Source organism: Qipengyuania aestuarii, from assembly GCF_019711535.1.
GTDB classification, from domain to species: Bacteria; Pseudomonadota; Alphaproteobacteria; order Sphingomonadales; family Sphingomonadaceae; genus Qipengyuania; species Qipengyuania aestuarii.
Window position 1 is genome coordinate 532,872 of sequence record NZ_JAIGNP010000001.1, and the last position, 26,829, is coordinate 559,700.

At 60.5% G+C, this 26,829-nt stretch carries 20 protein-coding genes and 1 tRNA gene; 13 read left to right on the forward strand and 8 right to left on the reverse strand.

Going from position 1 to position 26,829, the window contains the following annotated elements; all coding sequences use genetic code 11:
• Position 1 precedes the first annotated feature (1 nt).
• From mce to K3175_RS02650, 4 genes are all read right to left on the reverse strand, one after another.
• Positions 2-457, reverse strand: a complete 456-nt coding sequence (gene mce, locus K3175_RS02635; protein WP_221541808.1) for a methylmalonyl-CoA epimerase — start codon at positions 455-457, stop codon at positions 2-4.
• Positions 458-534: 77 nt separating this feature from the next.
• Positions 535-2,574 (reverse strand): S9 family peptidase, encoded by a 2,040-nt coding sequence (locus K3175_RS02640; RefSeq protein WP_247710622.1) that lies wholly within the window; start codon positions 2,572-2,574, stop codon positions 535-537.
• Between the two features lie 168 nt (positions 2,575-2,742).
• Entirely contained in the window at positions 2,743-4,275 is a 1,533-nt protein-coding gene (locus tag K3175_RS02645; protein WP_221541809.1) for an acyl-CoA carboxylase subunit beta, read from the reverse strand.
• A gap of 56 nt (positions 4,276-4,331) precedes the next feature.
• Entirely contained in the window at positions 4,332-5,069 is a 738-nt protein-coding gene (locus tag K3175_RS02650) for a TlyA family RNA methyltransferase (protein ID WP_221541810.1), read from the reverse strand.
• 1,058 nt (positions 5,070-6,127) lie between these two features.
• Here K3175_RS02650 and K3175_RS02655 point away from each other — a divergent pair.
• Positions 6,128-7,207 (forward strand): branched-chain amino acid aminotransferase, encoded by a 1,080-nt coding sequence (locus K3175_RS02655; protein WP_221541811.1) that lies wholly within the window; start codon positions 6,128-6,130, stop codon positions 7,205-7,207.
• Here the strand turns inward: K3175_RS02655 and K3175_RS02660 are convergent.
• Complete coding sequence (locus tag K3175_RS02660; protein WP_221541812.1) at positions 7,204-8,133, reverse strand: LysR family transcriptional regulator; 930 nt, start codon at positions 8,131-8,133, stop codon at positions 7,204-7,206. The two genes, K3175_RS02655 and K3175_RS02660, sit on opposite strands and share 4 nt — an antisense overlap.
• Before the next feature lie 107 nt (positions 8,134-8,240).
• Between K3175_RS02660 and K3175_RS02665 the strand changes: the two genes are divergently transcribed.
• Positions 8,241-8,942, forward strand: coding sequence for a pirin family protein (locus tag K3175_RS02665; RefSeq protein WP_221541813.1), 702 nt, complete (start codon positions 8,241-8,243; stop codon positions 8,940-8,942).
• 14 nt (positions 8,943-8,956) lie between these two features.
• Positions 8,957-9,550, forward strand: coding sequence for an FMN-dependent NADH-azoreductase (locus K3175_RS02670; protein ID WP_221541814.1), 594 nt, complete (start codon positions 8,957-8,959; stop codon positions 9,548-9,550).
• A 40-nt stretch (positions 9,551-9,590) separates the two neighbouring features.
• Here the strand turns inward: K3175_RS02670 and K3175_RS02675 are convergent, their stop codons facing one another.
• The 3 genes from K3175_RS02675 to K3175_RS02685 form a co-directional block, all read right to left on the reverse strand.
• On the reverse strand, positions 9,591-11,657 hold the full coding sequence (locus K3175_RS02675; protein ID WP_221541815.1) for an NAD(+) synthase: 2,067 nt from the start codon (positions 11,655-11,657) through the stop codon (positions 9,591-9,593).
• A 279-nt stretch (positions 11,658-11,936) separates the two neighbouring features.
• Positions 11,937-12,950, reverse strand: coding sequence for a sensor histidine kinase (locus tag K3175_RS02680; RefSeq protein ID WP_221541816.1), 1,014 nt, complete (start codon positions 12,948-12,950; stop codon positions 11,937-11,939).
• A 124-nt stretch (positions 12,951-13,074) separates the two neighbouring features.
• Complete coding sequence (locus tag K3175_RS02685; protein WP_221541817.1) at positions 13,075-14,076, reverse strand: DNA topoisomerase IB; 1,002 nt, start codon at positions 14,074-14,076, stop codon at positions 13,075-13,077.
• A gap of 94 nt (positions 14,077-14,170) precedes the next feature.
• On the opposite strand from K3175_RS02685, the gene yghU reads away from it, so the two are divergent.
• The 10 genes from yghU (at position 14,171) to K3175_RS02735 (ending at position 26,786) form a co-directional block, all read left to right on the forward strand.
• Complete coding sequence (gene yghU / locus K3175_RS02690) at positions 14,171-15,022, forward strand: glutathione-dependent disulfide-bond oxidoreductase (RefSeq protein WP_221541818.1); 852 nt, start codon at positions 14,171-14,173, stop codon at positions 15,020-15,022.
• A 50-nt stretch (positions 15,023-15,072) separates the two neighbouring features.
• A tRNA-Gln gene (locus tag K3175_RS02695) sits at positions 15,073-15,147 on the forward strand.
• A gap of 439 nt (positions 15,148-15,586) precedes the next feature.
• Positions 15,587-17,884: a glycoside hydrolase family 3 N-terminal domain-containing protein gene (locus K3175_RS02700; RefSeq protein ID WP_247710623.1), complete on the forward strand. Its 2,298-nt coding sequence runs from the start codon at positions 15,587-15,589 to the stop codon at positions 17,882-17,884.
• Complete coding sequence (locus tag K3175_RS02705; RefSeq protein ID WP_221541819.1) at positions 17,884-19,227, forward strand: GntT/GntP/DsdX family permease; 1,344 nt, start codon at positions 17,884-17,886, stop codon at positions 19,225-19,227. The genes K3175_RS02700 and K3175_RS02705 overlap by 1 nt, the downstream gene beginning before the upstream one ends.
• A 103-nt stretch (positions 19,228-19,330) precedes the next feature.
• On the forward strand, positions 19,331-20,116 hold the full coding sequence (locus K3175_RS02710) for an enoyl-CoA hydratase-related protein (protein ID WP_221541820.1): 786 nt from the start codon (positions 19,331-19,333) through the stop codon (positions 20,114-20,116).
• A gap of 3 nt (positions 20,117-20,119) precedes the next feature.
• Positions 20,120-20,932 (forward strand): HTD2 family dehydratase, encoded by an 813-nt coding sequence (locus tag K3175_RS02715; RefSeq protein ID WP_221541821.1) that lies wholly within the window; start codon positions 20,120-20,122, stop codon positions 20,930-20,932.
• A gap of 56 nt (positions 20,933-20,988) precedes the next feature.
• Positions 20,989-22,587 (forward strand): acyl-CoA dehydrogenase family protein, encoded by a 1,599-nt coding sequence (locus tag K3175_RS02720; RefSeq protein ID WP_221542329.1) that lies wholly within the window; start codon positions 20,989-20,991, stop codon positions 22,585-22,587.
• Between the two features lie 235 nt (positions 22,588-22,822).
• A complete protein-coding gene (locus tag K3175_RS02725; RefSeq protein WP_221541822.1) occupies positions 22,823-24,931 on the forward strand; it encodes a TonB-dependent siderophore receptor in 2,109 nt (702 codons plus the stop codon).
• Positions 24,931-25,503 carry a hypothetical protein gene (locus tag K3175_RS02730; RefSeq protein WP_221541823.1) on the forward strand — a complete coding sequence of 191 codons (573 nt, stop codon included), beginning with the start codon at positions 24,931-24,933 and terminating at the stop codon, positions 25,501-25,503. The genes K3175_RS02725 and K3175_RS02730 overlap by 1 nt, the downstream gene beginning before the upstream one ends.
• On the forward strand, positions 25,500-26,786 hold the full coding sequence (locus tag K3175_RS02735) for a PepSY-associated TM helix domain-containing protein (protein ID WP_221541824.1): 1,287 nt from the start codon (positions 25,500-25,502) through the stop codon (positions 26,784-26,786). The genes K3175_RS02730 and K3175_RS02735 overlap by 4 nt, the downstream gene beginning before the upstream one ends.
• The last annotated feature ends 43 nt before the right edge of the window (positions 26,787-26,829 follow it).

Consider the following 26,829-nt stretch of genomic DNA (forward strand, 5'->3'; position numbering starts at 1 on the left):
GTCAGTTTGACCCATGCGCATTTTTCCTGGGCGTTTCCATGATTTCGGTTAGCTGTCCCATCATATCCTTTGGGTGCAGGAAAAAAATGGGCGTGCCATGCGCGCCGATACGCGTGGGTCCGAGGATCCGCTTGCCCTTGCCTTCGAACCATTCCCGGGCCGCGCCGATATCCTCCACCTCATAGCAGAGGTGATGCTGACCCCCTGCAGGGTTTTTCGCCAGAAAGCCGTTGATGGGAGAATTTTCATCAAACGGTTCGATCAGTTCGATTTGCGTGCCCTTGCCAACCTCGCCGGAGCTATCGGGCGTGTCGACGAAACAGACCCTCACGCCTTGCTCAGGCAGATCAAACGGATCGGCAATTCCGACCGCACCCATCGTTTCGCGATAATAGGCGATACTTTCTTCAATCGAAGGTGTTGCAACACCGATGTGATTGAGGCGGCCGAGTTTCATGTCGCAGCTCCGAAAAACAAGTGGCGCGGCCCCGCTAACGGAACCGCGCCCTGTTATGCAATCACAAAGCTGGGAAATCAGCCGCCTTTCGACACGTCGCCCAGGCCATCCACATATTCTGCGCCGGCAAGAACTTCTGCCGAACTGCCTTCGAAAGCATCGCCGATAGGCTGGACCCGCCCGCCGAGACATTTGCCGAGGAAGCCTTCCATCGCGGCAAAGAAGCTGAGCCTGTTCTCCGGTTTCTGGAAACCGTGCCCTTCATCGGGATAATTGATGTAGGTGACCGGCAGACCCTTGTCCTGCATGGCAGATACCAGATTGTCCGCTTCCGGCTTGGTCACGCGGGGATCGTTTCCGCCTTGGCCAACCAGCAGCGGCGCCTGAATATCGTCGATCCGACTGATCGCAGACCGAGCGATCATCGCTTCGCGCGCCTGCGGGTCGGACGGATCGCCGACATAACGGTACCAGGTGCCGGCCAGGAACGGCTTCCAGTATTCCGGGAAGCTCTCGATCAGGGTCGCAAGGCTTGAAGGCCCCACGATATCGACACCGCAGGCGAAGCGGTCAGGTGTAAAAGTGACGCCGATCAGTGTCGCATAGCCACCGTAGCTTCCGCCGCCGATCGCCACCTTATCCTCTTGCGCAATGCCTTCTTCGACCGCCCAATCGACTGCATCGATCAGATCCTCGTGCATCTTACCGGAGAATTCGCCGACCGCGGCATTGGTGAAATCTTTCCCAAACCCGGTCGAACCGCGGTAATTCACGCTGAGAACCGCATATCCCCGATTTGCCATCCACTGATGGACCGTATTGTAGCCGTACCCGTCACGCGACCATGGGCCGCCATGGACCCACAGAAGCATGGGGACGGCCTTGTCCGGTCGCCCGTCTCCGTCCGGATCGCTGCCCGGCGGCAGGGTGAGGTAGGAAACCAGCGTCTTTCCGTCAGAAGACTTGAGCTCTAGCGGATGCATCGGCTGCAGAGGGGCTTCCGAGAGGTCAGGACGCGTAGCGAACCACGGCGTCAGCGTGTCTGCCTCGCGGTCGTAGATGTAATACTGTCCTGGGGCCTGGGCCGCGCCTTCGTATACAATCCACGTCTTGTCGTCCTGCGTTCTGGAGCTGACCGAAAACTCCCCTTCGAGATTGGCATCGAGGAAATCCAGCTCGCTCTGAGCCTCCTCGTTCATCGCAGTCCACTCGCTTTTCAGGTAGTTCACCGCGTAAGCGATTGGCTCATAGGTCTCGTTGTCGACCATGATGTCACTGAGATCGGCCTTCTCGGGCTCGACCAGAACAGTCCGTTTACCCGTCGTCAGATCAACAGCCACACCAGCGGCCAGATTTCGCTCCCGGCTATCGATCATGTAGACCGTATCGTTGTCCCGCGAAAACTGGACGATATTGGTGTTCAGCATGTCCTCGCTGGGAATGTCGGCGAAGACTTCTCCCGGCGTCAGATCCTCGTTGAGGAAGACCGTTTTCATGCCTCCGTCAGGCTGAGGCACCATTGCCATGCGGGGCTTGTAAGTGTTGTCGGTAATGAAAGACGCGTAACCCGGATTTTCCGCGATCAGCTTACGTTCGCCCGTCGACAGACTGTATTCGTAAAGATCCGTCAGCTGCGGGTTTCTTTCATTCGTGCCCACCAGGATTACGCCCGGACGGTCGCGGCTCACACCCATCAGCTGTGCACGGATGCCGTCCGGAAGCGGGGTAAGGTCACGTGTCGCCCCAGTACGGGGATCGGTCGCATAGACGTGATAGTTTTCGTCCCCGTCATTATCCTTCACGAACAGCACATATTTGCTGTCTACCGACCAGAGATGGTTTGAAATGCCGCGGTGACGGTCGTCGGTGACGACGGTCCCCTTCGAAGGGTCAGAAGCAGGGGCCACCCAGACATTCATCACGCCATCGTCAGGCGCAATCCAGCTGACCCAGTTGCCATCAGGGCTGATCCGTCCTTGTGATGCGACGGGATTGCCGAACAGGTCCGTCCTGTCGATGAGTTCGTACTCGGACAAAGCATGGTGTTCGGCGTGCCCGACACCGGTCATCATGGTCGATGCGGCAAGCGCGGATGCCGCAAGAAAGCTCTTCTTCATCGAAACACCTCCTCCTGGTTAACTACAGGCAAGCTATCGAAAAGGAGGTGTATTGTCTAGGCGACACACGTTAGGCATGGGCCGCGGACGCCATTATCTAGCGGCAGGTGGGGCAGTGGCTATCGTTAGAAGCAAAAGTTCGAGACGGATTCCGCTTCTTTGGGAGTCTCAAAGCGGAATGTTATCGTGCTTCTTCCACGGGTTCTCGAGCTGCTTCGTCCGCAACTTTCTCAGACCCAGCGCAATGCGCCGCCTTGTGGAGTGCGGGTAGATCACCTCGTCGATGTAACCACGGCTCGCCGCAACGAACGGATTGGCGAAGCGGTCTTCGTATTCCTTCGTCTTCTCGGCGATCTTATCGGGATCGTCGCGGTCCTGGCGGAAGATGATTTCCACTGCACCCTTCGCGCCCATTACCGCGATCTCGGCGGTAGGCCATGCGTAGTTGAGGTCGCCGCGCAGGTGCTTGGAGGCCATCACGTCATAGGCGCCGCCATAGGCCTTGCGGGTGATTACGGTGATCTTGGGCACGGTCGCCTCGGCATAGGCGAACAGCAGCTTTGCGCCATGCTTGATGATGCCGTTGTGCTCCTGGCTCGTTCCGGGCAGGAAGCCGGGCACATCGACAAAGGTCAGGATCGGGATTTCGAAGGCATCGCAGAAACGCACGAAGCGCGCGGCTTTCTTCGATGAATTGATGTCGAGCACGCCGGCAAGCACCATCGGCTGGTTCGCCACTACGCCTACCGTGCGCCCTTCCACCCGGCCGAAGCCGCAGATGATGTTGGCGGCATGGTTTGGCTGGATTTCGAAGAACTCGCCCTCGTCCAGCGTCTTCCGGATGACTTCGTGCATGTCATAGGGCTGGTTGGCATTGTCGGGGATCAGCGTGTCGAGGCTGTCTTCCTGCCGGTCCCACGGATCGCTGGTCGGGCGTTCGGGCACATCTTCGCGATTGGACAGCGGGAGGTAGTCGAAGAAATTGCGCGTCGCGAGCAGCGTTTCGATGTCGTTCTCGAAGCTGTTGTCGGCAACGCTGGTCTTGGTGGTGTGCGTCTTCGCCCCGCCCAATTCTTCTTGCGTAACCACCTCGTTGGTCACCGTCTTCACCACTTCGGGGCCGGTGACGAACATATAGCTGCTGTCTTCCACCATGAAAATGAAATCAGTCATGGCGGGGCTGTAAACCGCGCCGCCGGCACACGGCCCCATGATGAGGCTGATCTGCGGCACCACACCGCTCGCCAGCACATTACGCTGGAATACCTCGGCATAACCGCCGAGCGACGCCACGCCTTCCTGGATGCGCGCACCGCCACTGTCGTTAAGGCCGATGACCGGCGCACCGACCTTCATCGCGGTGTCCATTACTTTGCAGATTTTCTCCGCATGACGCTTGGAAAGAGAGCCGCCGAAGACGGTGAAATCCTGGGAAAAAACGTACACCAGACGGCCATTGATCGTGCCCGAACCGGTGACCACGCCATCACCGGGGATTTTCTGGTCCTGCATGCCGAAATCGACGCAGTCATGCTCGACATAGGTGTCCAGCTCTTCGAAGCTCCCTTCATCGAGCAGTATATCGAGCCGCTCGCGCGCGGTCAGCTTGCCCTTGGCATGCTGCGCGGCGATGCGCTTTTCACCCCCGCCCAGCTTGGCAGCATCGCGGCGGCGTTCCATTTCGGCGATATTGGCGGACATGCTCTCTCCAATGGGTACGTTTGCGCTGAGCGCCTAGAGCGAGGCGTGCTGCCACGTCAATCGCGGTAAGCGGAAATGAGGAATTCGACATTGCCTTCCGGCCCGGTGATCGGGCTCTCCACGATGCCTTCCACGGCGAAACCAAGGCTTGCTACCCAATCGCGGACTTCCTCGCACACACGCGCATGAAGTGCCGGATCGCTGACCACGCCCTTCTTGCCGACCTCCTCGCGTCCGACCTCGAATTGCGGCTTGATGAGCGCGACGAGGCGGCACTTTCTCTCCGCCAGTTCCAGCGGGCGTTGCAGCACTTTGGCAAGCCCTATGAAACTGGCATCACACACCACCCATGTCGCCGGCCTGTCGATCATCTCGGGGGTCAGTACTCGCGCGCTGGTCTGTTCGAGCACGGTGACACGCTCATCTTGCCGAAGCTTCCATGCAAGCTGGTTGGTGCCGCTGTCGACCGCAAATACATGATCCGCCCCGCCCTGCAGCAAGACATCGGTAAAGCCGCCGGTAGAACTGCCAATATCCATTGCGGTGACACCCTTAGGATCTAGACCGAAATGCTCGATCGCATGGGCTAGCTTGATACCGCCCCGGCTAACCCAGGGATGGTCGCGCCCGCGCACATCCAGCGGTGTATCTTCGGCCATTTGCTGGCCGGGTTTCGCCAGTTTCTGTTCACCTGAAAACACCAGGCCGGCCATCACCAGCGCCTGCGCACGGGTGCGACTTTCGACCAGTCCCCGGTCGACGAGCATCTGATCGAGACGACGTTTCTTTGCCATTCCTGCTCACTTACATGAAACCAGAGCGCCTAGCGGGCATTGGTCTGGCATGAAAGCCTCTGAACATGCCATCGCCCGTGTCCTTGTCCTGTCGAGCGCCTTGCTCGCGGTGGCCTGCGTACCGGCACCAGATTCGACCCCGGCACCCACCCCTGCGCCCGTGGAAAAGGAACCATCGCCCCCAACGGCACCTCCTCCCGCTTCGATTCCCAAATATTCGAACTGGATGGATGCGCCGCGGACCGCCGGCGATTGGTCTTATCGATCGGATGGAAGCGGTTCAGTCGCTCTCTATGGGCAATCTCAAACGGAACCGAAATTCTCGCTACGATGCGATCGCTCGCGAAATGAGGTGGTGCTCTCCCGCGCTGGAACGGCTGGACCCAATGCTTCCATACGGATCCTGACCGAAACGACCGAACGGTCGCTAGCGGCGCAACAGGTCAGTGGGCAGCTTCCGCAGGTAAGAACAAGCCTTCAGGCCCGCGATCCTCTGCTCGATGCCATGGCTCTGACGAAAGGTCGATTCGCTGTGGAAACCTCAGGCCTTCCCACACTTTACGTTCCCGCCTGGGGCGAAGTGACGCGGGTTATAGAGGATTGCCGATAGGCCGAGTCCCGCCTCCAGTTCATCGCCTGTGGGTTCGGCGTAAACCTGTCATGACAATGGCCCGGAAATACTACCGAGCCACAAACGACAATTCTGACGTGGGAAAACTTTTTTACAAGGCTTGTTTTGTGCTGCGGAAAGACTCAAATTGATCTCAAGATCAGCGGCGAACGCGATCTTCATCCCCGGTGAAACGCGGGATGCAGCTCACAAGCTTGAAAGGAGGTGATCCGATGTCTCATGGTTCAGTAGCGAGGTCGGTGAAGATCCCTACGGAGCATATTCGGTAACATTCCTGCCGAGTAAGGCGACGTGAGCGGCACTTCCGGCCGCTGACCATGCGAAGGCCAGTCTCTCCACGGGCGAGAGGCTGGCCTTCTCATTTTCAGGCCCATCTTCAAGCGTACGATACTTGCGTCGTCCTGTCCTTCCCAGTAACCGCCCAGACATGGATTTCGAGCATCTTCCCCACGCCGCCCCCGTCCCCGGTGAAACCCGCGATCAAGCCTTAAAGGATCCCGGTTTCGGCAAGCTGTTCACCGATCACATGGTCGTCATCGATTACGATGCCGATAAGGGCGGATGGCACAAGGCAACGCTCGGCCCGCGCGAACCCATCGCGCTCGATCCTGCTGCCGCCGTGCTGCATTACGCGCAGGAAATTTTCGAAGGCATGAAAGCCTATAAGCAAGGCGATGACAGCCTCGCCCTGTTCCGGCCCGAACAAAATGCGCGCCGCTTCAATGAGAGCGCGAGGCGGATGGCAATGCCCGAATTGCCGGAAGAACTTTTCCTCGAATCCATCCGCCAGCTAGTAGCCAAGGACCGGGACTGGGTGCCGTCCGACCCTGACGGCTCGCTTTACCTGCGGCCCTTCATGTTCGCTTCCGAGGCATTCCTCGGCGTACGCCCTGCGCGCCAATACAAATATGTCCTCATCGCCAGTCCCGTTGGCCCTTATTTCAAGGGTGGTGCAAAGCCGGTGAAAATCTGGGTCAGCCGCAATTACACCCGCGCTGCGCCCGGCGGTACCGGCGCGGCCAAGACCGGCGGGAATTACGCGGCCAGCCTCGTTCCTCAGGCCGAAGGCATAGAGAATGGCTGTGACCAAGTCGTGTTCCTCGACGCGGTCGAAAAGAAATGGGTCGAGGAACTGGGCGGCATGAACCTGTTCTTCGTGTTCGATGACGGCACTGTCATCACTCCCCCGCTGACCGGCACGATCCTTCCCGGCATCACCCGCGAAAGTCTGATCCAGCTTCTGCGCGAGGAAGGGCTGCAGGTGCGCGAAGAACCTTACAGCATCGACCAGTGGCGTGCCGATGCGACGACAGGAAAGCTGCTGGAAACGATGGCCTGCGGCACGGCTGCCGTAGTTACCCCGGTTGGCACGGTGCTTGGCCCTGATGGAGAGTTCACCATCGGGACCGGCGGCACCGGGCAAATGACACACAAGATCCGTGAAAGACTGGTGGGCATCCAGAAAGGCTCTTTCGAAGATACTCAGGGCTGGGTGACGAAGCTCTAGGCAGTTCCGCTGACCGAAGCATCGACGCCGCTGCAATTTACCAGCCGGTCCCGAATTGCGTCGATCAACCAGCTGGTAGCGGGCCCGGGCGCCTCGTTGCGGCGCCAAAGCGCGCTCAGTGTATAATTCGCACCCGGTTTCTCAGGCAGGTCGAGCTCGCGAAGCCTCCCCGCGGTGATGTCGTCCATCACCATGTGACGCGGCATATTACCCCAGCCGATCCCCTCCTTGAGCAGCGCATGCTTGGCTCCAAGATCTGCCAGTCGCCAGCTTTGGGGTGAAAGCACTGAAAATTCGCGCCCCTCGGTCAAAGGCGATCGGTCGGACAGGACCAGTTGCAAATGCCGGCGGCTTTCTCCCGGCTCTACGCCCGCGCTCGCAAGCGGATGATCGGGTGCTGCAACGGGTACCAGTTCGATGGCGCCGATTGCCTGTCGTTCGAGTTCCGCATGGTCGGACAGGACCGGCCCCCCGATGGCAAGATCTGCGCCTCCGTCCAGCACGCAGGCTGCCACCGCCCCCAATGCTTCGACTTGCAGACGAAGGGCGACCGTCGGAAACATTTCCCGGAAGTCGCGCAGCACGCTGGCCGTCACGTCGCCCGGCAGCATCACATCGACCACCAGTGACACCTCGCTTTCCAGGCCTGCGTGAAGGCTTTGCGTCTTGGCCAACAAATGATCGATGCCATCGGCCACCGCCTTGGCTTCGACGAGCAGGCCCCTCCCCTCTTCGGTGAGGACGGGCCGCCGCGATCCCTCGCGTCCGAAAAGGGTCACGCCAAGCTGCGTTTCCATCTGCGAAATGCCATAGCTGACAGCGGATACCGCACGGCCCATTCGCCGTGCCGCTGCACCGAAGCTGCCTTCTTCGGCCACGGCGAGGAATATCCGAAGCTGATCGAGGCTCGGCTCCCCAAGTTTCATTGTTCGGATTTCCTGAACATCTTGGTGTGTTTTATCGCAGTTATCGGAATGGCGAGCAATCTCTATTTCCAAGGTCAACAAGGCAGTCCTGCGAAAGGAAGACCGCTATGATCGAACACAGACCATTCGAAAGCCTCGGTGCAGCCAATCATGGCTGGCTCGATGCCCATCATCACTTCTCATTTGCGGGCTATCATGATCCGGCCCGCGTAAACTGGGGCGCCCTGCGCGTCTGGAATGACGATGTTATCGCGGCGCAATCCGGCTTTCCGACCCATTCCCACCAGGACATGGAGATCATCACCTATGTCCGCACCGGTGCCATTACCCACCGCGACAGCATGGGCAATGAAGGGCGTACCGAAGCAGGCGATGTTCAGGTGATGAGCGCAGGCCGCGGCGTGGCCCACTCGGAATTCAACCTGGAAGACGAGGAAACGACCATCTTCCAGATCTGGATCATTCCTACGCAACGTGGCGGCGAGCCCGATTGGGGAGCCCGGGAATTTCCGAAAGGCGACCGTGCCGGCGCTTTCATCCCGCTCGCCAGCGGAGCTGACAATGATGAGGATGCCCTCCCCCTCCGCACCGACGCCCGCGTTCTGGGAGCTACTATCAAGGCCGGCGAAAGCGTGACTTACGTCCCCCGCCAGGCGGATCGTCATCTCTATCTCGTGCCGGCCACCGGGCGCATCCGCGTGGGAGATACGGAAGCGAAGGCCCGCGACGGTGTGGCCATCACCAAGGAAGAAATAATTACCATAACCGCGCTCGAGGATTCCGAACTCGTCCTCGTGGACGCGGCCTGAAAAGGAGACTGACTATGAGCACTATTCTTCACATCACCGCCAGCATTCGTGGCGAAGAATCCGTATCCCGCGGTCTGGGCCAGAAGCTTGTCGGCAAACTTGCCGAGAGCCAGGGCGCCGACGTAGTCACGCGCGACCTTTCCAAGAACGATCTGCCGTATATCGATGCTGATCGCTTCGCAGCCAACCTTGCTCCTTATGCCGACCGGTCGACCGAGCAGCACGAACTGGCCAAGATCGCCGACGAGCTGATCGAGGAACTGCAGCAGGCAGACACCATCGTGTTCAGCGTGCCGGTCTACAACTTTTCAGTGCCTGCCACGGTCAAGGCATGGGCAGACCTTGTCGCCCGCGCCGGAACGACTTTCCGCTATACCGAAAACGGTCCCGAAGGCCTGCTGACCGGAAAGAAGGTCTATCTCACCGCCGCGACCGGCGGAACGCCGATTGGCAGCGAGGTTGATTTCATGAGCCCCTGGCTCAAGTTCTTCCTCGGCTTCCTCGGCATGCATGATGTGGAAATCGTCGCGGCCGATGGCATCATGGGCGAAGGCGGAGAAGAAAAGATCGCCGAGGCTCATGAGAAGGTGGAACAGCTGGTCGCATAATCCTCCCTTGCCCCATGTGACCAGTGACGTGCCGGAAAGCCTACAAGCTTTCCGGCACGTTTCTCTTGATATCGTCGAGCCAGATGTCCGCGACGGCATCGCTCGGCGCGCGCCAATCCCCGCGCGGTGAAAGCGCGCCGCCAGCGCTGACTTTCGGTCCGTTGGGCAATGCACTCCGCTTGAACTGGCTGAAGCCAAAGAACCGCTTCACGAAATTCTCCAGCCATTTGCGGATGGTTGCCAGATCGTACTGGTTGCGGGCTTCCACGGGAAAACCGATAGGCCAGAGCCCATCATCCGCATCTTTCCATGCGTGCCATGCCAGAAACGCCACGTGGCTCGGGCTCTGACCCCAGCGGATCACATGGTGAAGAAAGAAATCGTTCAGTTCGTAGGGACCGATAATCGATTGAGTGGACTGGATGATTCCGTCTTTGCCGGCGGGCACGAGTTCAGGACTTATTTCGGTGTCGAGGATTGCTCCCAACACCTCGTCCACACCGTCGTCGAACTGGTTAGTCGTCGTAGTCCAACGTATTAGATACTGGATCAGCGTCTTAGGAACTCCGGAATTGACGCCGTAATGGCTCATCTGGTCCCCTACCCCATAGGTGCACCAGCCAAGCGCAAGTTCGGACAGATCACCCGTACCGATGACCCAGCCACCATGATGGCCTGCCAGCCGGAAGAGGTAATCGGTACGCAGGCCCGCCTGCACGTTCTCGAAGGTGACATCATAGACTTCCTCACCCTTGGCGAAGGGATGGTCCATATCCTCTAGCATTTGCCTCGCAGCTGGCCTGATATCGATTTCTTCGGCCGTGATGGCAAAGGCATCCATCAGTTTCCAGGCATTGGATTTGGTGTGGTCCGACGTGGCAAAGCCGGGCATCGTATAGCCGCGGATATCGGTTCTCGGGCGCCCCAGCCGGTCCATCGCCTTGGCAGCAACCAGCAAGGCATGCGTGCTGTCCAAACCGCCGGATATCCCGATCACCAGACATTTCGGCCGCGTCGCCTCAATCCGGCGCATGAGCGCATCGACCTGGATGTTGAACGCTTCATAGCAATCTTCATCCAGCTTCTCCCTCCGATTGGGTACGAAGGGGAAACGGCGGACGGGACGCTCAAGGCCAATGTCGCGGCGCTCAACGTCGTGACTGAATTCGATACGACGATAACTGTCTTCTGGCCTGCCCTCCGCATCCGCAGAATCGCCCCAGGTCTGCATCCTCATGCGTTCTGCAAGGATGCGCTTGGTATCGACATCGGCAACGGACAGCTCGGGCGCGTGGTCGAAGCGAACGCTTTCCGCCAGCAAATCGCCCATCTCGTAAATCATCCCCTGTCCATCCCAGGCGAGATCGGTCGTGCTCTCCCCATAGCCGCTGGCCGAATAGACATAAGCGCAGACAGATCGGCTGGAGCTAGCCCGTGTGAGCATGTGCCGCTCGTCGGACTTGCCGATCGTTATATTGGACGCGGACAGGTTCAGGAGTATCGTCGCCCCCGCCAGAGCTGCCTGCGTACCAGGCGGATTGGGCGACCAGAAATCTTCGCAGATTTCCATGCCGAAGGTAAAACCTGCAAGTTCCTTTGCCTGGAAGATAAGATCGGTTCCGAACGGAACCGATCTTCCGTTCACGGAAATCTCCAGACCGATGCAAGACCGGCCATGGCTGAACCAGCGCTTCTCGTAAAACTCGCGATAATTCGGCAGATAGCTTTTCGGCACGACCCCTAGGACAGCACCATTCGCGATCGCTACTGCGCAATTGTAAATCCGCCCGTTGCGGCGCAGGGGAGCGCCAATGACTAGGACCGGGGTGAGCTCTGCGGAAGCCGCGACGATTTCGGCCAAATGGCGTTCGACAGCATCGAGCAACGCGGTCTGCAAATGCAGATCGTCGATCGCGTAGGAGGAAAGACAGAGTTCAGGATAGAGCAGCAAGTCGACATTGCGATCATGCGCCTTGCGCGCCTGCTCCAGAATGCCCTCGGCATTGTAAGCGACGTCGGCCGTCCGGACCTTGGGCGTTGCCGTCGCGACCCGCACGAATCCATGCGTATGCAGGTCAAAGAAAGGATGTAGATTGTTTGAATCCATCGGTGATGGGTCTTTCTTAAGATCCGCTTCGGTAGCGGCCTCTTCGTGCCAATCCGCCAGCTGGCAGATACATAGCTCCGCGAGTCGTTTCTGTATGAACGAACGAGCGATGCGGCCTTTGGCTTCCCACCCGTAAACGGTACGACTTGGCCAAGGATCCGGAGCGCCGTATCTCTGGCCGAATTCCTCCGCGCTCATAGGTGGCTCTTGCGCTTCGCGCCATGCCCTGATTTTTGCGCCGGCCAAATGCATGGCAAGCCGGTATCCCTTTAGGATACTCTAGGCAAGAGCTTCGTCGGCCACCCGCATTTCTGTCCGGAAGCCGTTGAGCACCGGGCCTGCGTGATGCGTGGCTCCCGCCTGCTGCGCGAAGGCCGACAGCAGCTTGCTGCCCAAACCTCCCGGTGTTTGTGACAGCGCCTCCTCGCCAACTCCGTCATCTTCGATTGTGAGGCGCCACTTCCCGTCACGACAGTGAAAGTAAACTGCGAGCGTCCCGGCGCGGTTGTCGGGAAAGGCGTATTTTGCTGCGTTGGAAACCGCCTCGTTCAGGTAGAGGCCGATGGCGACCGCAGTCTCGCGCGAAAGCTTGATGTCGTCGATCTCGCGAAATAGCCTAACGTTTTGCGGCAGGGCAGCGCGTTCCAGACGAGTAAGCATCATGTCGAGGTACGGTCCGATCGCCACGTCTTTTTCCTTGCCTTGCTCCATCGCCAGACCGGAATAAGCGTCGGCAAAAGTGCGCACGCGACCGACCGCATCATCCAGCGGTCCGTGCAGTTCAGCATGGGGAATTCGCCGCTTCTGAATCTCGAGCATGCTTGCGACAAGGGCGAAATTGTTTTTCGTTCGGTGCTCGAGATCTGCCAGCAAGGTAAGCCGGCGGTCTGCTTCTTCCCTGATCGTGTCCATGGTGCTGTGCGCTGCACGGCGGAAAGCCTCCGCGAAAATAATCACGATTATTGCGCAGACCCCATTCAGCAAAACACGCGCCGGATCTGTAGCTTCGGTGAAGAGAAAGGACTGAGGAGCAGGAAGTACGAAATACCACGCCCAAGCGAAGCTTACACAGAAGGCAGCAACACCCGCGCGCCAATGCCCATATAAAGTGGCGAGCAGTACGGTGGGATAAATCATTGCAAAAGGGCCAGACGTCGGTGCCCATAGATCGTATAGCGTTCGCAAGCCGACCATCGACGCCGCACAAATAATGCCGAACATGGTCTGCGCAGCAACCTTGCTCCACTTGCCAACGAACTGTCGGCTAACGTCGAAATTGGCAAGTCTTTGCATATGCCGTGTCCTGGAGCGCGCAGGTCAATCGAGGCGTCGTCGCTCGGACGCCCCAAAGTCGACCGGAAGGGCCGTGAGCGGCACTTTAGAGGTTTGTGGCTTAAATGCCTAGGATTTTTACGTTTTATGCCGCGAGTAGCTCGGCAGCGCTTGGGCAAACCTGCAGCATCGCAATCAAAGCCCGCTCTTCTCGCGTATGCCAACGGGTCGCACGCGGCAACTTCACACCACGGCGCCAGTCTTCCTGCCTCCCAACCAGATCGATCACCGCCGGGTGAATGTAGCTCTTCCGGGTCACGGCCGGGGTATTGCCCAGATGGGTTGCCACGCACTCGAGCAAGCTTTTCATCGGGATTTCGCCATCACCGGTGCGCAGCGTTTCGAAGCCGAGCACGCTGGCGTGCCAGGTGCGGAAATTTTTCGCGGTAAAGCGCTCACCCATACAGGCTTCGAGATATTCGTTTACGTCGCTGGAGGTTACCGTTTCCACCTCGCCATCGTCATCGACATATTTGAAGACATTCTGGCCCGGCAGGTCCTGCATGTTGCGCACCATTCGCGCGAGGCTACCGTCCGTCAGCGTCACTTCCCGCATCTTGCCGGACTTGCCCTTGTAGCGCAGCTTCAGCGTCTTGCCCGTGACCTCGGCATGACGGCGGCGCAGGGTAGTCGCACCATAGCTCTTGTTACGTTCAGCATATCCTTCATTGCCAACGCGAATGGCACCAAGGTCGAGTAAACGAACTACACTGGCCACAGCCCGCTCGCGCGTAAGTTTGCGGCCTTTCAGATCTTCTTCGACCTTCTTGCGGACCAGCGGCAGAAGATTGCCGAACGCCAGACATTTATCGAACTTTTCGCTTTCCCGTTCAGCCCGGAAATCGGGGTGATAGCGGTATTGTTTACGCCCTTTCGCGTCGATCCCGGTGGCGAGGATATGGCCGTTGGGCGCAGGACAGAACCATTCATCGGTATAGGCTGGCGGCAAAGCGACGGCGTTCAGGCGCTTCTTCTCTGCCTTGTCGGTGATCAGCTTTCCCTTCGGGTCGTAATACGCCCACCCCTTCCCGGCACCCTTGCGGGTGATTCCTGGCAGTTGATCGTCGACATAGATGAGCTTCGTCATGGCAAGGCAAACAACCATGGAAAGCGTGCTAGCGTTCCCCATCTTGCGACGAACGGTTGAGCGGCATATCGCCCCGCCAAACAGGAGACATAACATGGCCGATGCCACTTACACACCGCCCGCCGTATGGAGCGCCGACACCGTGAGCGGTGGGAAATTTGCCAACATCAACCGCCCTACAGCTGGAGCCCGCGAAACGAAGGCATTGCCCGAGGGCGAACACGGCTTTCAGCTCTATTCTCTAGCAACGCCCAACGGCGTGAAAGCGACGATCATGTTCGAGGAACTGCTGGAAGCAGGACATTCGGGCGCGGAATACGATGCCTTCACGATCGACATCGGAGAGGGCGAGCAATTCGGCTCCGGTTTCGTGAATATCAATCCGAACAGCAAGATCCCCGCACTGCTGGACCGCACCGGGCCCGAACCGCTGCGCATTTTCGAAAGTGGCGCCATACTGATGCATCTGGCGGAAAAATTCGGTGCCTTTCTGCCAACCGACCATACACGCGCCGAAGTTCTCAGCTGGCTGTTCTGGCAAATCGGCAGCGCCCCTTTCATCGGCGGGGGCTTCGGCCATTTCTATGCCTACGCGCCAGAAAAGTACGAATATCCGATCAACCGCTACGCCATGGAAACGAAGAGGCTTTTCGATGTCGCCGATCAGCGCTTGAAGGACAGCGAATATCTTGGCGGCAATGAGTACACAGTCGCCGACATTGCCGCGTGGCCGTGGATGGCACCTTTTGTCGAAGGTACGATCTACAACGAGGCGAAGACCTTCCTCTCTATCGACGAGTACGAAAACGTCTCCCGCTGGGTGAAACAAATCGGGGAGCGCCCTGCGGTAAAGCGCGGCAGGATCGTGACCAAGGTTTGGGGCGATGAAGACACGCAGCTCCGCGAGCGTCACTCCGCGGCTGATTTCGATGGCAAAAAGGTTTAAAATCGACCCTTCACATTCGCGATAGGCGCGCTATAGGGGCGACCGCCTGCTGGGGTGTAGCCAAGTGGTAAGGCAGCGGTTTTTGGTATCGCCATTCGCAGGTTCGATCCCTGCCACCCCAGCCAGCACTTCCCGACATAGTCCGGAACTCGAGACCCGCGCCTCGCCAGGCCGCGGGTTTCTGGCTGGCGGCTGAACCCCTCCAGATCATTGGTGTGATCAACATTCGCCGATAACCAGCCGCTTCCTGTTCAGGAATAGCGATCAACTATCACTAAATGACACGTTCTGATCCGTGCACCAGACAGTTTTTGCGTATAGCCTCTTTGGCAGATGGCCTTTTAATGTTACCGCTACCATGACAAGGCGTTTTGGGAGCCGGACATAAGGCCCTGGCACCAGCCGCCATGTCTATGGCGAGGGGAAAATGATGGCGAAGGTCGGTCGGGTTGCGTACACGCGGATCAGGAGATCCGTCACCTCGCGACACATGCCAAATTTAGCCCGCAGGCGCGATTCGGGTCGGACTAATCAGGATGTTTTGCCGACGAGCTGGCCCGCGCGATGAACGCCGCAATCAAGCGCCGCGCCTTTCTCGCCGCCAGCGCGCTGCTGGCGGCAAGCACCCGCTTCCCAGCCTTCGCAGCGAGCAAAGTCGCTGCATCGGAAGAACACGAACGGCGGGCCCGCGGTTTGATTGCCCAGATGAGCCTGGCTGAAAAGCTCGGCCAGATGACCCAGCTCGCCGGCGGTCGTCAGAAAGCGCTCAATTCCCGGATTGATGATGCCGCGCTGGACCGGGTCCGCCAAGGCCGGGTGGGATCCTATCTCCACGTCGCTGGAGCAGAGCCTCTCGCGCGCCTGCAACGCGTGGCGGTCGAAGAATCGCGGCTTGGTATCCCGCTGCTCTTCGCGATGGATGTGGTCCATGGCTATCGAACGATCATGCCGGTGCCGCTGGGCATGGCCGCAAGCTTCGATCCAGAACTGGCCCGACGCGCCGCCCGCGTCGCAGCGGTCGAGGCGTCCGTCAGCGGGCTGCATTGGACCTTCGCACCGATGATCGACATCGCTCGAGATGCCCGGTGGGGCCGCGTTGTCGAAGGGGCCGGCGAAGACCCATATTTGGGATCGCGCATGGCCGAAGCGCAAATCCTCGGCTTCCAGACTGACGATCTTGCCAACAAGGACGTGCTATTGGCGTGCGCCAAGCATTTTGGCGCCTATGGAGCCGCTGATGGCGGGCGCGATTACGACCGTGCTGACATTTCAAATGAAACCTTGCACGAGGTCTATCTACCGCCATTCCAGGCCGCGATTGCTGCGGGCTCCGGGAGTTTCATGACGGCGTTCAACGAATTGAACGGCGTCCCCACTACCGGCAATGCCGATCTGGTCCGGTCGCTCCTGCGCGATCAATGGGGTTATCAGGGATTGGTGGTCAGCGACTGGAACGCCATCCTCGAACTCGTCGCGCATGGAGCGGCAAGCGACCCGGTAGAGGCCGCCGCACTGGCGCTGCGCGCGGGTGTCGACATGGACATGACCAGCGAAACCTATGCCGATCATCTGGAAAAAGCGCTGGCCGCCGATCAGACCCTGCTGCCGCTGGTCGACGAAGCGGTGAGCCGCATTCTGCATGCAAAGGCAGGGCTGGGCCTGTTTGACGATCCCTTCCGCTTTGGCGAAGCAGAAAGGGAAAAACTGGTTCTCGGTTCGCAAGAACATCGCGCGGTAGCGCGCGAGGCTGCGACGCGCTCGATCGTGCTGCTGCGCAACGAAGGCAAGTTCCTTCCCCTGCGCAGCGATGCGCGGATCGCGCTGATCGGTGCGCTTGCCGACGATGCGTCCTCCACCATCGGATCGTGGCGGGCGCGCGGCCAGATGGACGAATCTATTACGCTGCGGGCTGCGCTGGAATCCCGAACGGTCACCTATGCGCCGGGCGTCTCTCCGCGCGATCCCGATACGAGCGGTATTGCCGCCGCTGTCGAGGCGGCAAGAAATGCAGATGTTGTGCTGCTCGTCATGGGAGAGGATTTCGACCATTCGGGCGAGGCCCGCAGCCGATCGGATATTGGCTTGCCCGGCCCTCAGAAAGAGCTGGTCGACGCTATTCGGGCAACCGGCAAGCCAATCGTGGCTATCCTGATGAATGGCCGCCCGCTCGCGCTCGAAGAGGTTCTGGACGGCATTCCTGCAGTGCTGGAAACGTGGTTCCTGGGTAATGAAAGCGGCCCCGCAATTGCAGATGTTTTGTTCGGCGAAGTGTCTCCTGCGGGGCGGCTGCCGATGGGCATGCCGCGCAGGATCGGGCAGGTGCCGCAATATTACGCGCATCCGCCGACCGGTCGCCCGGCCAATCCGGATTTATCGAAGGACAGCGCCCGCTATCATGATGCAGATATCGGACCGCTCTTTCCCTTCGGCCATGGCTTGTCCTACGCCGAGTTCCGCTATTCCGATTTGAGTGTCGTGCCGCAAGGCAAAGGCGGCTCGCTGGCATGGAAAATTGCAGCGACAGTGACCAACACCAGCGCGCGCGACGCGGAAGAAGTCGTCCAGCTTTATATCCGCGCACCCCTTGCGGGCTTGGCGAGGCCGGTAAAGGAATTGCGCGGCTTTGCGCGCCTGGCGATCCCCGCCGGCGATGCGCGGCGCGTGACCTTCACGCTCGACCCTGAGCATTTTGCCGTCTGGCGGGGCGGCTGGCAGATTTTGCCCGGATCGGTCGAGATCATGGTCGGCGCGTCATCGGAGGATATCCGACTTCACGGCAGGCTGGAGAATCCTGAAGCCAGGGCGGTGGGCCCAGGCGAAATCGCTGGTGCAGCTCGTCTGACGACCGTGACGGTGGCGTGATGGCTGAACCCTGGTCCAGCCTCGCCATCGTGGCAGTCAGCATATTCGTGCTCATCTTCATGGTACTGCGATGGAAAGTCCCCGCTTTCATCGCCCTACTGGTCGTCGCGCTTGCCACGGGCATTGCGTTCGGCGCGCCACCGGCCGACGTGCTCTCGGCCGTGCGCAAGGGGACCGGGGAAGCGCTTGGCTTCGTCGCGGTGGTGATCGGGCTCGGTGCCATGCTGGGCGGACTACTCGAAGCGAGTGGCGGGATCGGTGTGTTGGCAAACCGGCTGCTCGATGCTTTCGGCGAAGGCCGCGCGCCTTGGGCACTGGTGGTCATCGGCACGCTGGTCGGCATCCCCCTGTTTTTCGACGTGGGCTTCATCGTGCTCGCTCCGCTGGTCATCACTCTGGCGCTGCGGGCGAAGCGGCGGGTCATGTATTTCGCCCTGCCCTTGCTTTCAGGGCTGCTAACGATGCATGCCTTGCTGCCCCCGCATCCCGGGCCGGTCGCCGTCGCCGAGCTCATCGGGACCGATTACGGACTGCTGGCAATCTATGGCCTTGCCTGCGGGATCCCGGCCGCCGTGATTGCCGGACCGGTGTTCGCCATGCTGACCCAGGGACAGAAGGGCTTCGGAGAGAGCGGCCCGCCCCCACGTTTCGACGAGGAAGCGCCCCAGCTTGCCCATATCGGCTTCGTCCCGGCCCTGGCGGGCATGCTGATTCCTTTGTCGCTGATCCTGCTTGCGGCGCTGGCAAGCGGCATCCTTACCGAGGGACCGGCGCGGACCGTGCTCGAATTCGTCGGCCATCCGTTCACCGCGCTTATCATCGCCTGTGCTTTCGTCGGGCTGTGGCTGAGACTGCGCCTCGATGCGCCGCTGCAGACCGTGTCCGATGTCATGACCCGTGCTCTCGCGCCAGCGGGTCTCATGGTGCTCGTGGTTGGTGCGGGAGCGGCGTACAAGGAAGTCCTGATCCAGTCCGGAGCGGGCGCGCAGATCACCGATGCCGTCTCGGCGTTCGATCTGTCGGTACCGGTCTTCGCATTCCTGCTCGCCGCCTTCATCCGCGTGGTACAGGGATCGGCAACGGTCGCCATGGTTACTGCCGCAGGGCTTGCTGCGCCGCTGATCACCGCGGCGGGACTTTCGCCGGCACAGATCGCGCTGGTCACCGTCTCGATCGGTGCAGGCGCCTCGATCGCGAGCCATGTCAACGACACCGGCTTCTGGCTCGTCAAGCAATATCTCGGGCTTACCGAGGCGGAGACATTCCGCAGCTGGACGCTGAGCGCCACCATCGCCGGTTTCGTCATGTTCGCCATGGCGATGCTGCTGTGGCAGTTCGCCTGAAACCCAATCCGCATTTCCCCGGCCACCGAACATCGCAGTCGGTTGCATTTACAGACCCTTTTGCCCAAGGAAGCCCAAACCAGATTTTGTGCGGGAGACAGCGATGAGCGATTTCGAAATGATCCGTAGCGAGCGTGAAGGCGATGTCCTCAAGATCACGCTGGACCGGCCCGAGCGGCTCAATGCCTGCCCGCCCCAGATGGCGGACGAGATTTTCGCTGCCATCACCGACCTCGGCGGCGCACGCGCCGTGTTGCTTAGTGGAGCGGGCCGCGCCTTCTGTTCGGGCGCCGATCTCGCTACCAATTCGAAGATGTCGGTGAGCGGGGGAGACCGCGCCTTCGGCTCGCTGTCCCGCCATTACAATCCGATGATTCAGGCACTCGCCAGCCTGCCCGTCCCGGTCGTATCTGTGGTCCAGGGTCCTGCCGCCGGAATCGGATGCTCGATCGCGCTGGCTGCCGATTTCGTGATCGCCGGCAAGAGCGGGTATTTCCTGCAGGCCTTCGCCAATATCGGCCTGGTGCCCGATGGCGGATCGAGCTGGATGCTGCCCCGCCTGATCGGCATGGCACAGGCGACGCGGATGATCATGCTGGGCGAGAAAATTCCCGGAGAGGAAGCGGAACGGATCGGACTGATCTACAAGTGCGTCGAGGATGATGCCCTTGAAAGCGAGGCCGACGCGCTCGTCCAGCGGCTGGCGCAGGGGCCGACCGTGGCGCTGGGCGCAATGAAGCAGGTCCTGCGCGACGGGCTGGAAAACAATCTCACCGCCACGCTGGCCGCCGAAGCCAGGGCCCAGCGCCGGGCCGGCAGCACGCAGGACGCGGTCGAAGGCGCGATGGCGTTCCTCCAGAAACGCAAGGCAGAGTTCAAGGGCGCCTGAGCGGTGGCTAGCGTCACCCCGGCGCAGCTTGCCGAATGGCAGGAGGCGGTTGGCCGCCAACTGGTGGAGGAGGAAACGCTTCACCGCGCCCCGCTACGACGCTACGCGCAGGCCCTAGGCGACGACGGACAGTCCGCCGTCCCACCGCTTGCCCATTGGGCGTTCTTCCTTCCCTCCCCGACCGATGACGAGATCGGTCCCGACGGTCACCCGAAGCGCGGGGTGTTCCTGCCCGATGTCAGCCTGCCGAGGCGGATGTTCGCAGCTTCCGAAATGCATTTCCTCGCACCGCTCGTTATCGGCCAAAGGGCGCGCCAGACCAGCGAGATCATCGCGCTGACGCACAAGCTCGGCGGGTCGGGCGACCTGATCTTCGCGAAAGTTGAAAAGCGGCTCGAGCAGGACGGGTCGGTCCGCGTGCGCGAAGTCCAGACCTATGTCTATCGCCCCGCCGGTGAGCGGACACCTATGCCCGTGCCGGAGAACCCCTTGCCGCAGGGCGAAATCTGGGAGCCGGAGGAGGTGAACCTGTTCCGCTTCTCCGCCGCGACGGCGAACGCCCATCGCATCCACTATGACCGGCCCTATGCTACCGAGGTCGAGGGCTATCCCGCGCTGGTCATCCATGGCCCCTTCACGGCGGCAAAGCTCGCCGCGCTTGCCCAGCGCAGCGGTACGCTTGCCAGCTTTTCCTTCCGCGCGATGGCGCCGCTGTTCCTGGGCCAGCCGGTTTGGCTTCGCAAAAGCGACGGGGTCTATCAGGCGGTCCGCTGCGATAGCGTGGTGGCGATGGAAGCAAGGGCGAGCCTGCAGTGACCGATAGCCTCGCCCTCGCCCGGTCCGCTGCCCGATCAGCCGCAGAGTTCAGCGGCATGGTGCGCAACAAAATCGGCGAAATCGTTTCGATAGCCGGCAAGGTCGATCCCGCGGTGGCCGAACGCGAGCAGCACCGGCTTCACGGCTATGCATGGATCGCCACACAGGTCGAAGCGCTTGGCGCGTTGTGCGATTGGGCGGATCGGGCCAGCCACGCAGATGCCTTTGGCGATCTGGAACGCCTCGTCCTCGACATCGGGATCGGCGAATATTGTGCCCAGATCTTCAGCGGCGTGGCGATGAGCCAGAGCGAGATCGTGCGGCCGTCCGATTTCGGTTTGCAGCAGGAAGCCTTCGCCCTCGCCGCGAGCGATGCGGCCGCCTACTTCGTCCGATCGGGCAACACTCCGGATAGGCGGGCGGAGCTGGCGCGCAGGCTCGCCGATGGCGAACGCCCCTATGAAGGCACCGGTGACGACACGCTGGACATGATCCGCGACCAGTTCCGCACCTTCGCCAGCGAACGCATCGCGCCCCATGCTCATGGGTGGCATCTGGCCGATGCCCTAATCCCGCTGGATGTGGTCCGGGAAATGGCCGAACTGGGTGTCTTCGGCGTCTGCATTCCGGAAGAGCATGGCGGTCTCGGTCTCGGCAAGCTGGCCATGTGTCTCGTTTCCGAAGAATTATCGCGCGGCTGGATTTGCGCGGGATCGCTGGGCACCCGGTCCGAAATTGCGGGCGAACTGATCGGTCAGAACGGCACGGACGAACAGAAGGCGAAATTCCTTCCCCGGATCGCCGATGGATCGATCCTGCCGACCGCGGTCTTTACCGAACCCGATACCGGCTCCGACCTCGCCTCGGTGCGCACCAGGGCGCGGCAGACCGACACCGGGGCATGGCGGATCGACGGGGCAAAGACATGGATCACCCATGCCGCGCGCGCCGATCTGATGACCATTCTGTGCCGCACCGACCCTGCGGCCCCGGGATATGCGGGCCTTTCCATGCTGCTGGCCGAAAAGACCCGCGGCAGCGATAGCGATCCCTTCCCCGACGAAGGGATCGCGGGCGACGAGATCGAAGTGCTCGGCTACCGCGGCATGAAGGAATACACCCTCGGTTTCGATGGTTTCGAGGTTGCGGAAGACGGCCTGCTGGGCGGCGTCGAAGGTGAGGGCTTCAAGCAACTAATGCGCACTTTCGAAGGCGCCCGCATCCAGACCGCCGCACGGGCACTGGGCGTGGGTTGGAATGCCTTCGACCTCGGCCTGTCCTATGCGACCCAACGCCAGCAATTCCGTAAACCGTTGCTGGCGTTTCCGCGTGTGTCGGACAAGCTGGCTCTGATGGTCTGCGAACTTGTGATCGCCCGCGAACTTACATGGACCGCCGCGCGTCAGAAGGATCGCGGCGAACGCTGCGATATCGAGGCCGGGATGGCGAAACTGCTCTGCGCCCGCGTGGCGTGGTCGAGTGCGGACAATGCGCTGCAGATCCATGGCGGCAACGGATATGCGCTCGAATATGAGATAAGCCGGGTCTTATGCGATGCGCGTATATTGAATATCTTCGAAGGTGCCGGAGAAATACAGGCCCAAGTAATCGCGCGCGGCCTGCTCGGTTCGCGCCGAAGCGCGCAATCCGCCTGAACAGCCACTATTTACAGTTAAAGACGCGATAAGCATTTGCACGGTTAATCGGACGCGGCGCCCGGGCGTGGTCCGATTGTTCAAGTATGGACAGGATTAGCGATCGCTTAACTTGAGCACCAATCTGCAAATTCCCTCACAAGACTTGCAATTGATAATTGTTCTCAATAGCAGGCCCTCAATCGATTCGCACACGACGGATCAATCCAGGGTCAAGGAACAGGGAATTTTTGGAATGAGGCTTTCGCTTTTGGCGACCACCGCGCAGATCGCATTACTGAGCGCGGCTCCGGCTTACGCGCAATCGGCGCAGACTGGCGATCCGGAAGACCAGCGCGAAGAAACCACGATCATCGTAACGGGCGCGCTATCCGATTTCGGTGCGACCAAGTCCGATAAACCGATCATGGAAACAGCCCGTTCGATCTCCATCGAAACCGCGCGCGATTTCCAGGAAAAGGGCGCTCAATCGCTGGACGATGTCCTCACCTATTCCGCTGGCGTCACCGCCGAACCCTTCGGCTTTTCCACGAGGGGCGATTTCGCCCAGGTCCGCGGCCTCGATGCGCCCGAATACCGCGATAATCTCCAGTATCTCTTCGGCTATTACAATAACACCCGCCAGGACATTTACACGCTGGAGCAGGTCGAAGTGCTGAAAGGCCCGGCCTCCGTCCTGTACGGTGCGGGATCGCCCGGCGGCATCATCAATGTCGTCACCAAGCGCCCCCACGGCACCAGCGAAGGCGAAGTCCGCGTCGATTACGGCAGTTTCGACCGCAAGCAGATCGCCACGGACATCAACATTGCCATTCCGGGCGCCGAAGACAGCGCGCAGTTCCGCTTCGTAGGTCTGCTGCGCGATTCCGATACGCAGATCAAAGAGGTTTCGGACGACAAGCTGGTCATCGCACCGGCCTTCACCGCCCGCCCCGCTCCCGGCACCGAGATCACGATCCTGGCCAACTATTCCGACCAGAATTCGGATACGGCGCACCAGTTTCTTCCGGTGACAGGCACCCTCTTTGAAGGCGCCAGCGGCGAGAAAATCGATCCCTACAGCTATCACGGCGCACCAGGCTTCAACGCCTACGATACCGAAAGCCTGGCGCTTACCCTGATCGCAGAGCAGCAGATCAACAGAATCTTCTCGGTCGAAGGCGTCGCACGTTATCTCGATACCCATGCCGATTATCGGCAGGCCTGGATTTCCTTCCGCGGAAATGGCGTGCCCCGCATCGATGCCGAGGGCAATGGCGGCTGGACCTTCTATCTCGCCGACAATCGCAGCGAACAGATGGCCTTCGACGTCCGTGCCCGCGCCGACTTCACCACTGGTCCGATCGAGCATGAATTGCTGGCAGGCGTTCAGTATCAGGACGTGTTCACCGATTCCGATACGGCATATCTCGCGGACCTCGGCACTCTGAACGCCTTCGATCCGCAGTATGCCGGCGTGCCGACCGTGGCCGAGGTCGAAAGCATGAAGGGCGATGGCCCGCGCAACTATGTAAAATCCACAGGCTATTACATCTCGAACCAGATGAGCCTCGGCAATCTGGTGGCCAATGCGGGCGTGCGCTTCGACAATGTGACCAACCGCGTGGAAAACGGCAGCCGCCAGGAAGATGATGCCACCAGCTTCAGCGTCGGCGTGCTCTGGCGCGGTCCTGCAGGCATTTCGCCCTACGCCAGCTATGCCGAAAGCTTCGAGCCCGTAGTCGGGATCGACACGCTGACCAATGAACAGCTGCTTCCCCAGGAAGGACGGCAATATGAAGTCGGCATCAAGTACCAGCCGCGCGGCGTCAACGCGCTGGTGACACTAAGCGCGTTCGATATCGAGGTGTCCAACCTGCCCAACCCCAATTCGCTTGTCGGCGGGGACAGCCAGCAGGAAGGCGTCTCGAAGGTGCGCGGCGTGGAGCTCGAAGCCAATGCGCTGGTCGGCGGGCTGCGGCTGGACGGCAATGTCAGCTATCTTGATACCAAGGATCCCGACGGATACCGCCTGACGTCGATTGCCGACTGGCAGGCCTCGCTCTTCGCTCTCTACAATTTCACCGGAGCGTTGGACGGGTTTTCGCTGGGCGGCGGCGTTCGCTATGTGGGCGGGAACGAGAGCAACGGCCTTTCCGCCATCGAAGGCAGCCTGCTGACCTACCGGGTCGATGGCCACACCGTCGGCGACCTTTCGGCAGGCTACGATTTCGGCCCGTTCGAGCTTCGGCTGACCGCCCGTAACGTGACGAATGAGGAATATTTCTCCGTCTGTCTCGTCCGGGGCGATTGTTATCCGGGCGAAAAACGCAGCATCAACGGCTCGCTGGCGTATAAGTTCTGATGCTCGGTCAAGGGCTTATCTGGTTCGCTCTCGCGCTTTCCGTTTTAGGAATCGTGATCCTGCGCGTGTCGTGGGGGCGGACCGGAAGGTCTTCGACGCTCAACACCCTCGGCTGGGGCACGGTCGTTCTGGCCGTGCTCGCGGCCGGGGCGCACTCCGGCGCATGGGGTATCGCCAATGTCAGCCTTTGCGCCATGGCAGCGGCAGGGGTATTCCTCCTGCTCGATGCCGCCAAACCCTTGGCAAAGAGGAAGAAATCGGCCCCGAAAGTCCGCAGCCTTCCTGCGGCCAGACGATCCACCGGCAAGGCCTTGGCCACCTTCCTCATCGCCGGTCCGCTCTCTCTCCTCGCCAGCCTCGTGATCGCGCTGGCCCTCCGCGACCTCATTGCGGCCACCGGCGGCTCTGAAGCCAATGCGAATGTGACCGTGCTCGCCTTCGTCCCGCTCGCCTGGCCCCTCCTCTCCTTCGCCGTCCTCACCATGAGGTCGCGCATGAGACAATTTGCTTGGCTTTCAGCGCCCGCGCTCGCCTGCCTCCCACTGGTTCTGGTCCAGGGAGCGGTGATATGAGAAAGGATGCCGAGAACGGTCTGGTCCAGCGAAGCCTGGCGGCGCATTCCACCATCGGCCTGATCTGCTGTGCCTTGCTCTATCTGATCTGCGTCAGCGGCACCGCACTCGTCCTCTACGAGGAGTGGCAGAGGCTCGAACAGCCGGGCGCGCCGGAAATGGCGACGATCGCTCCAGCCAGCGTCCAGCGGGCAGCGCAGAACGTGCTGCAGCGGGAAGAAGGCTCTCCGACCACCACCCATCTCTATGTTCATCTGCCGGTGCCATCGCTGCCCCGTACGACAGTGACGACCGACACGCAGGCCTTTCATGTCGACGGGGACGGCGCGGTCGTCGAGCCCGAAGAGAATGCCTGGGCTGAGTTCCTTCTTGCACTCCATTACCGGCTCAACCTGCCCGCAACCATCGGCATGACCCTAGTGGGCGCGTTCGGCGCCATGATCGTTGCTCTCAGCGTCTCGGGAATACTGGCGCATCCGCGCATCTTCCGGGACGCCTTCCGTCTGCGTGCCCGTCGCTGGGACGAAGTGGCAACCGTGGACTGGCACAACCGGCTTGCGGTTTGGACCCTGCCCTTCGCATTGGCGATTGCGCTGACTGGATCGGTCATCGGGTTGTTCTACGTGACTGCAGGCGGCCTGGCCTACGCAGGGTACGAAGGCGACAGCGAAGCCGCCATCGCGCCGATTTTCGGCGACGAGCCTGCCGAGAACGCGGCACCTGCGCCTGTCGCCAATCTGGTCCCCGCACTTGAATATATGGCGCGCGAATTCCCGGAGGTACGGCCTTCCTACGTCATACTCCACGATCCCGGCACGGTCGGCCAGCATGTCCAGATTGTCGGCCTTCATCCGCAGCGCCTGATCTTCGGCGAATACTATGCCTTCGACGCCAACGGGCGGTTTCATGGCACAGCCGGCCTTGCCGACGGTGAAATCGGCCAGCAACTGGCGGCGTCGGTCTATAATCTGCATTTTGGCAACTTCGGCGGATTGCCGGTCAAGATCGCCTATATTCTGTTCGGGCTAGCGCTCTGCATCGTCGTCGCGACAGGGACCTTCATCTGGCTCAACAAGCGAGAGCGACAAGGCTCGGGCGCGCCTCTTTTGCGGGCGGGCTGGTGGGGGCTGGTCGTTGGTGTACCGGCAGGCTTGGTCACCACACTCGCTGTACGCCTCGTCATCGGGAATGAGGTGGCTTTCGTGCCGATCTACTGGGCGACTTGCCTGCTTGTGCTGGTTGGTTTTGTTTCCCGCGAACTGGCGCAGAAACGCCAGAATTGATTGCAAGAGTTTTCCTTCGCAAGCATCAAAGTCGCCAAGGGAC

Excerpts from the sequence above, each read along its gene's own strand:
- K3175_RS02650 (WP_221541810.1), bottom strand. The coding sequence starts at position 5,069 with ATGGCAAAGAAACGTCGTCTCGATCAGATGCTCGTCGACCGGGGACTG.
- mce (WP_221541808.1), bottom strand. The coding sequence starts at position 457 with ATGAAACTCGGCCGCCTCAATCACATCGGTGTTGCAACACCTTCGATT.
- K3175_RS02670 (WP_221541814.1), top strand. The coding sequence starts at position 8,957 with ATGAGCACTATTCTTCACATCACCGCCAGCATTCGTGGCGAAGAATCC.
- K3175_RS02710 (WP_221541820.1), top strand. The coding sequence starts at position 19,331 with ATGAGCGATTTCGAAATGATCCGTAGCGAGCGTGAAGGCGATGTCCTC.
- K3175_RS02700 (WP_247710623.1), top strand. The coding sequence starts at position 15,587 with ATGAACGCCGCAATCAAGCGCCGCGCCTTTCTCGCCGCCAGCGCGCTG.
- K3175_RS02720 (WP_221542329.1), top strand. The coding sequence starts at position 20,989 with ATGGTGCGCAACAAAATCGGCGAAATCGTTTCGATAGCCGGCAAGGTC.
- K3175_RS02675 (WP_221541815.1), bottom strand. The coding sequence starts at position 11,657 with ATGGATTCAAACAATCTACATCCTTTCTTTGACCTGCATACGCATGGA.
- K3175_RS02655 (WP_221541811.1), top strand. The coding sequence starts at position 6,128 with ATGGATTTCGAGCATCTTCCCCACGCCGCCCCCGTCCCCGGTGAAACC.
- K3175_RS02735 (WP_221541824.1), top strand. The coding sequence starts at position 25,500 with ATGAGAAAGGATGCCGAGAACGGTCTGGTCCAGCGAAGCCTGGCGGCG.
- K3175_RS02685 (WP_221541817.1), bottom strand. The coding sequence starts at position 14,076 with ATGACGAAGCTCATCTATGTCGACGATCAACTGCCAGGAATCACCCGC.
- K3175_RS02725 (WP_221541822.1), top strand. The coding sequence starts at position 22,823 with ATGAGGCTTTCGCTTTTGGCGACCACCGCGCAGATCGCATTACTGAGC.
- K3175_RS02645 (WP_221541809.1), bottom strand. The coding sequence starts at position 4,275 with ATGTCCGCCAATATCGCCGAAATGGAACGCCGCCGCGATGCTGCCAAG.
- K3175_RS02665 (WP_221541813.1), top strand. The coding sequence starts at position 8,241 with ATGATCGAACACAGACCATTCGAAAGCCTCGGTGCAGCCAATCATGGC.
- K3175_RS02705 (WP_221541819.1), top strand. The coding sequence starts at position 17,884 with ATGGCTGAACCCTGGTCCAGCCTCGCCATCGTGGCAGTCAGCATATTC.
- K3175_RS02660 (WP_221541812.1), bottom strand. The coding sequence starts at position 8,133 with ATGAAACTTGGGGAGCCGAGCCTCGATCAGCTTCGGATATTCCTCGCC.
- K3175_RS02680 (WP_221541816.1), bottom strand. The coding sequence starts at position 12,950 with ATGCAAAGACTTGCCAATTTCGACGTTAGCCGACAGTTCGTTGGCAAG.
- yghU (WP_221541818.1), top strand. The coding sequence starts at position 14,171 with ATGGCCGATGCCACTTACACACCGCCCGCCGTATGGAGCGCCGACACC.
- K3175_RS02730 (WP_221541823.1), top strand. The coding sequence starts at position 24,931 with ATGCTCGGTCAAGGGCTTATCTGGTTCGCTCTCGCGCTTTCCGTTTTA.
- K3175_RS02640 (WP_247710622.1), bottom strand. The coding sequence starts at position 2,574 with ATGAAGAAGAGCTTTCTTGCGGCATCCGCGCTTGCCGCATCGACCATG.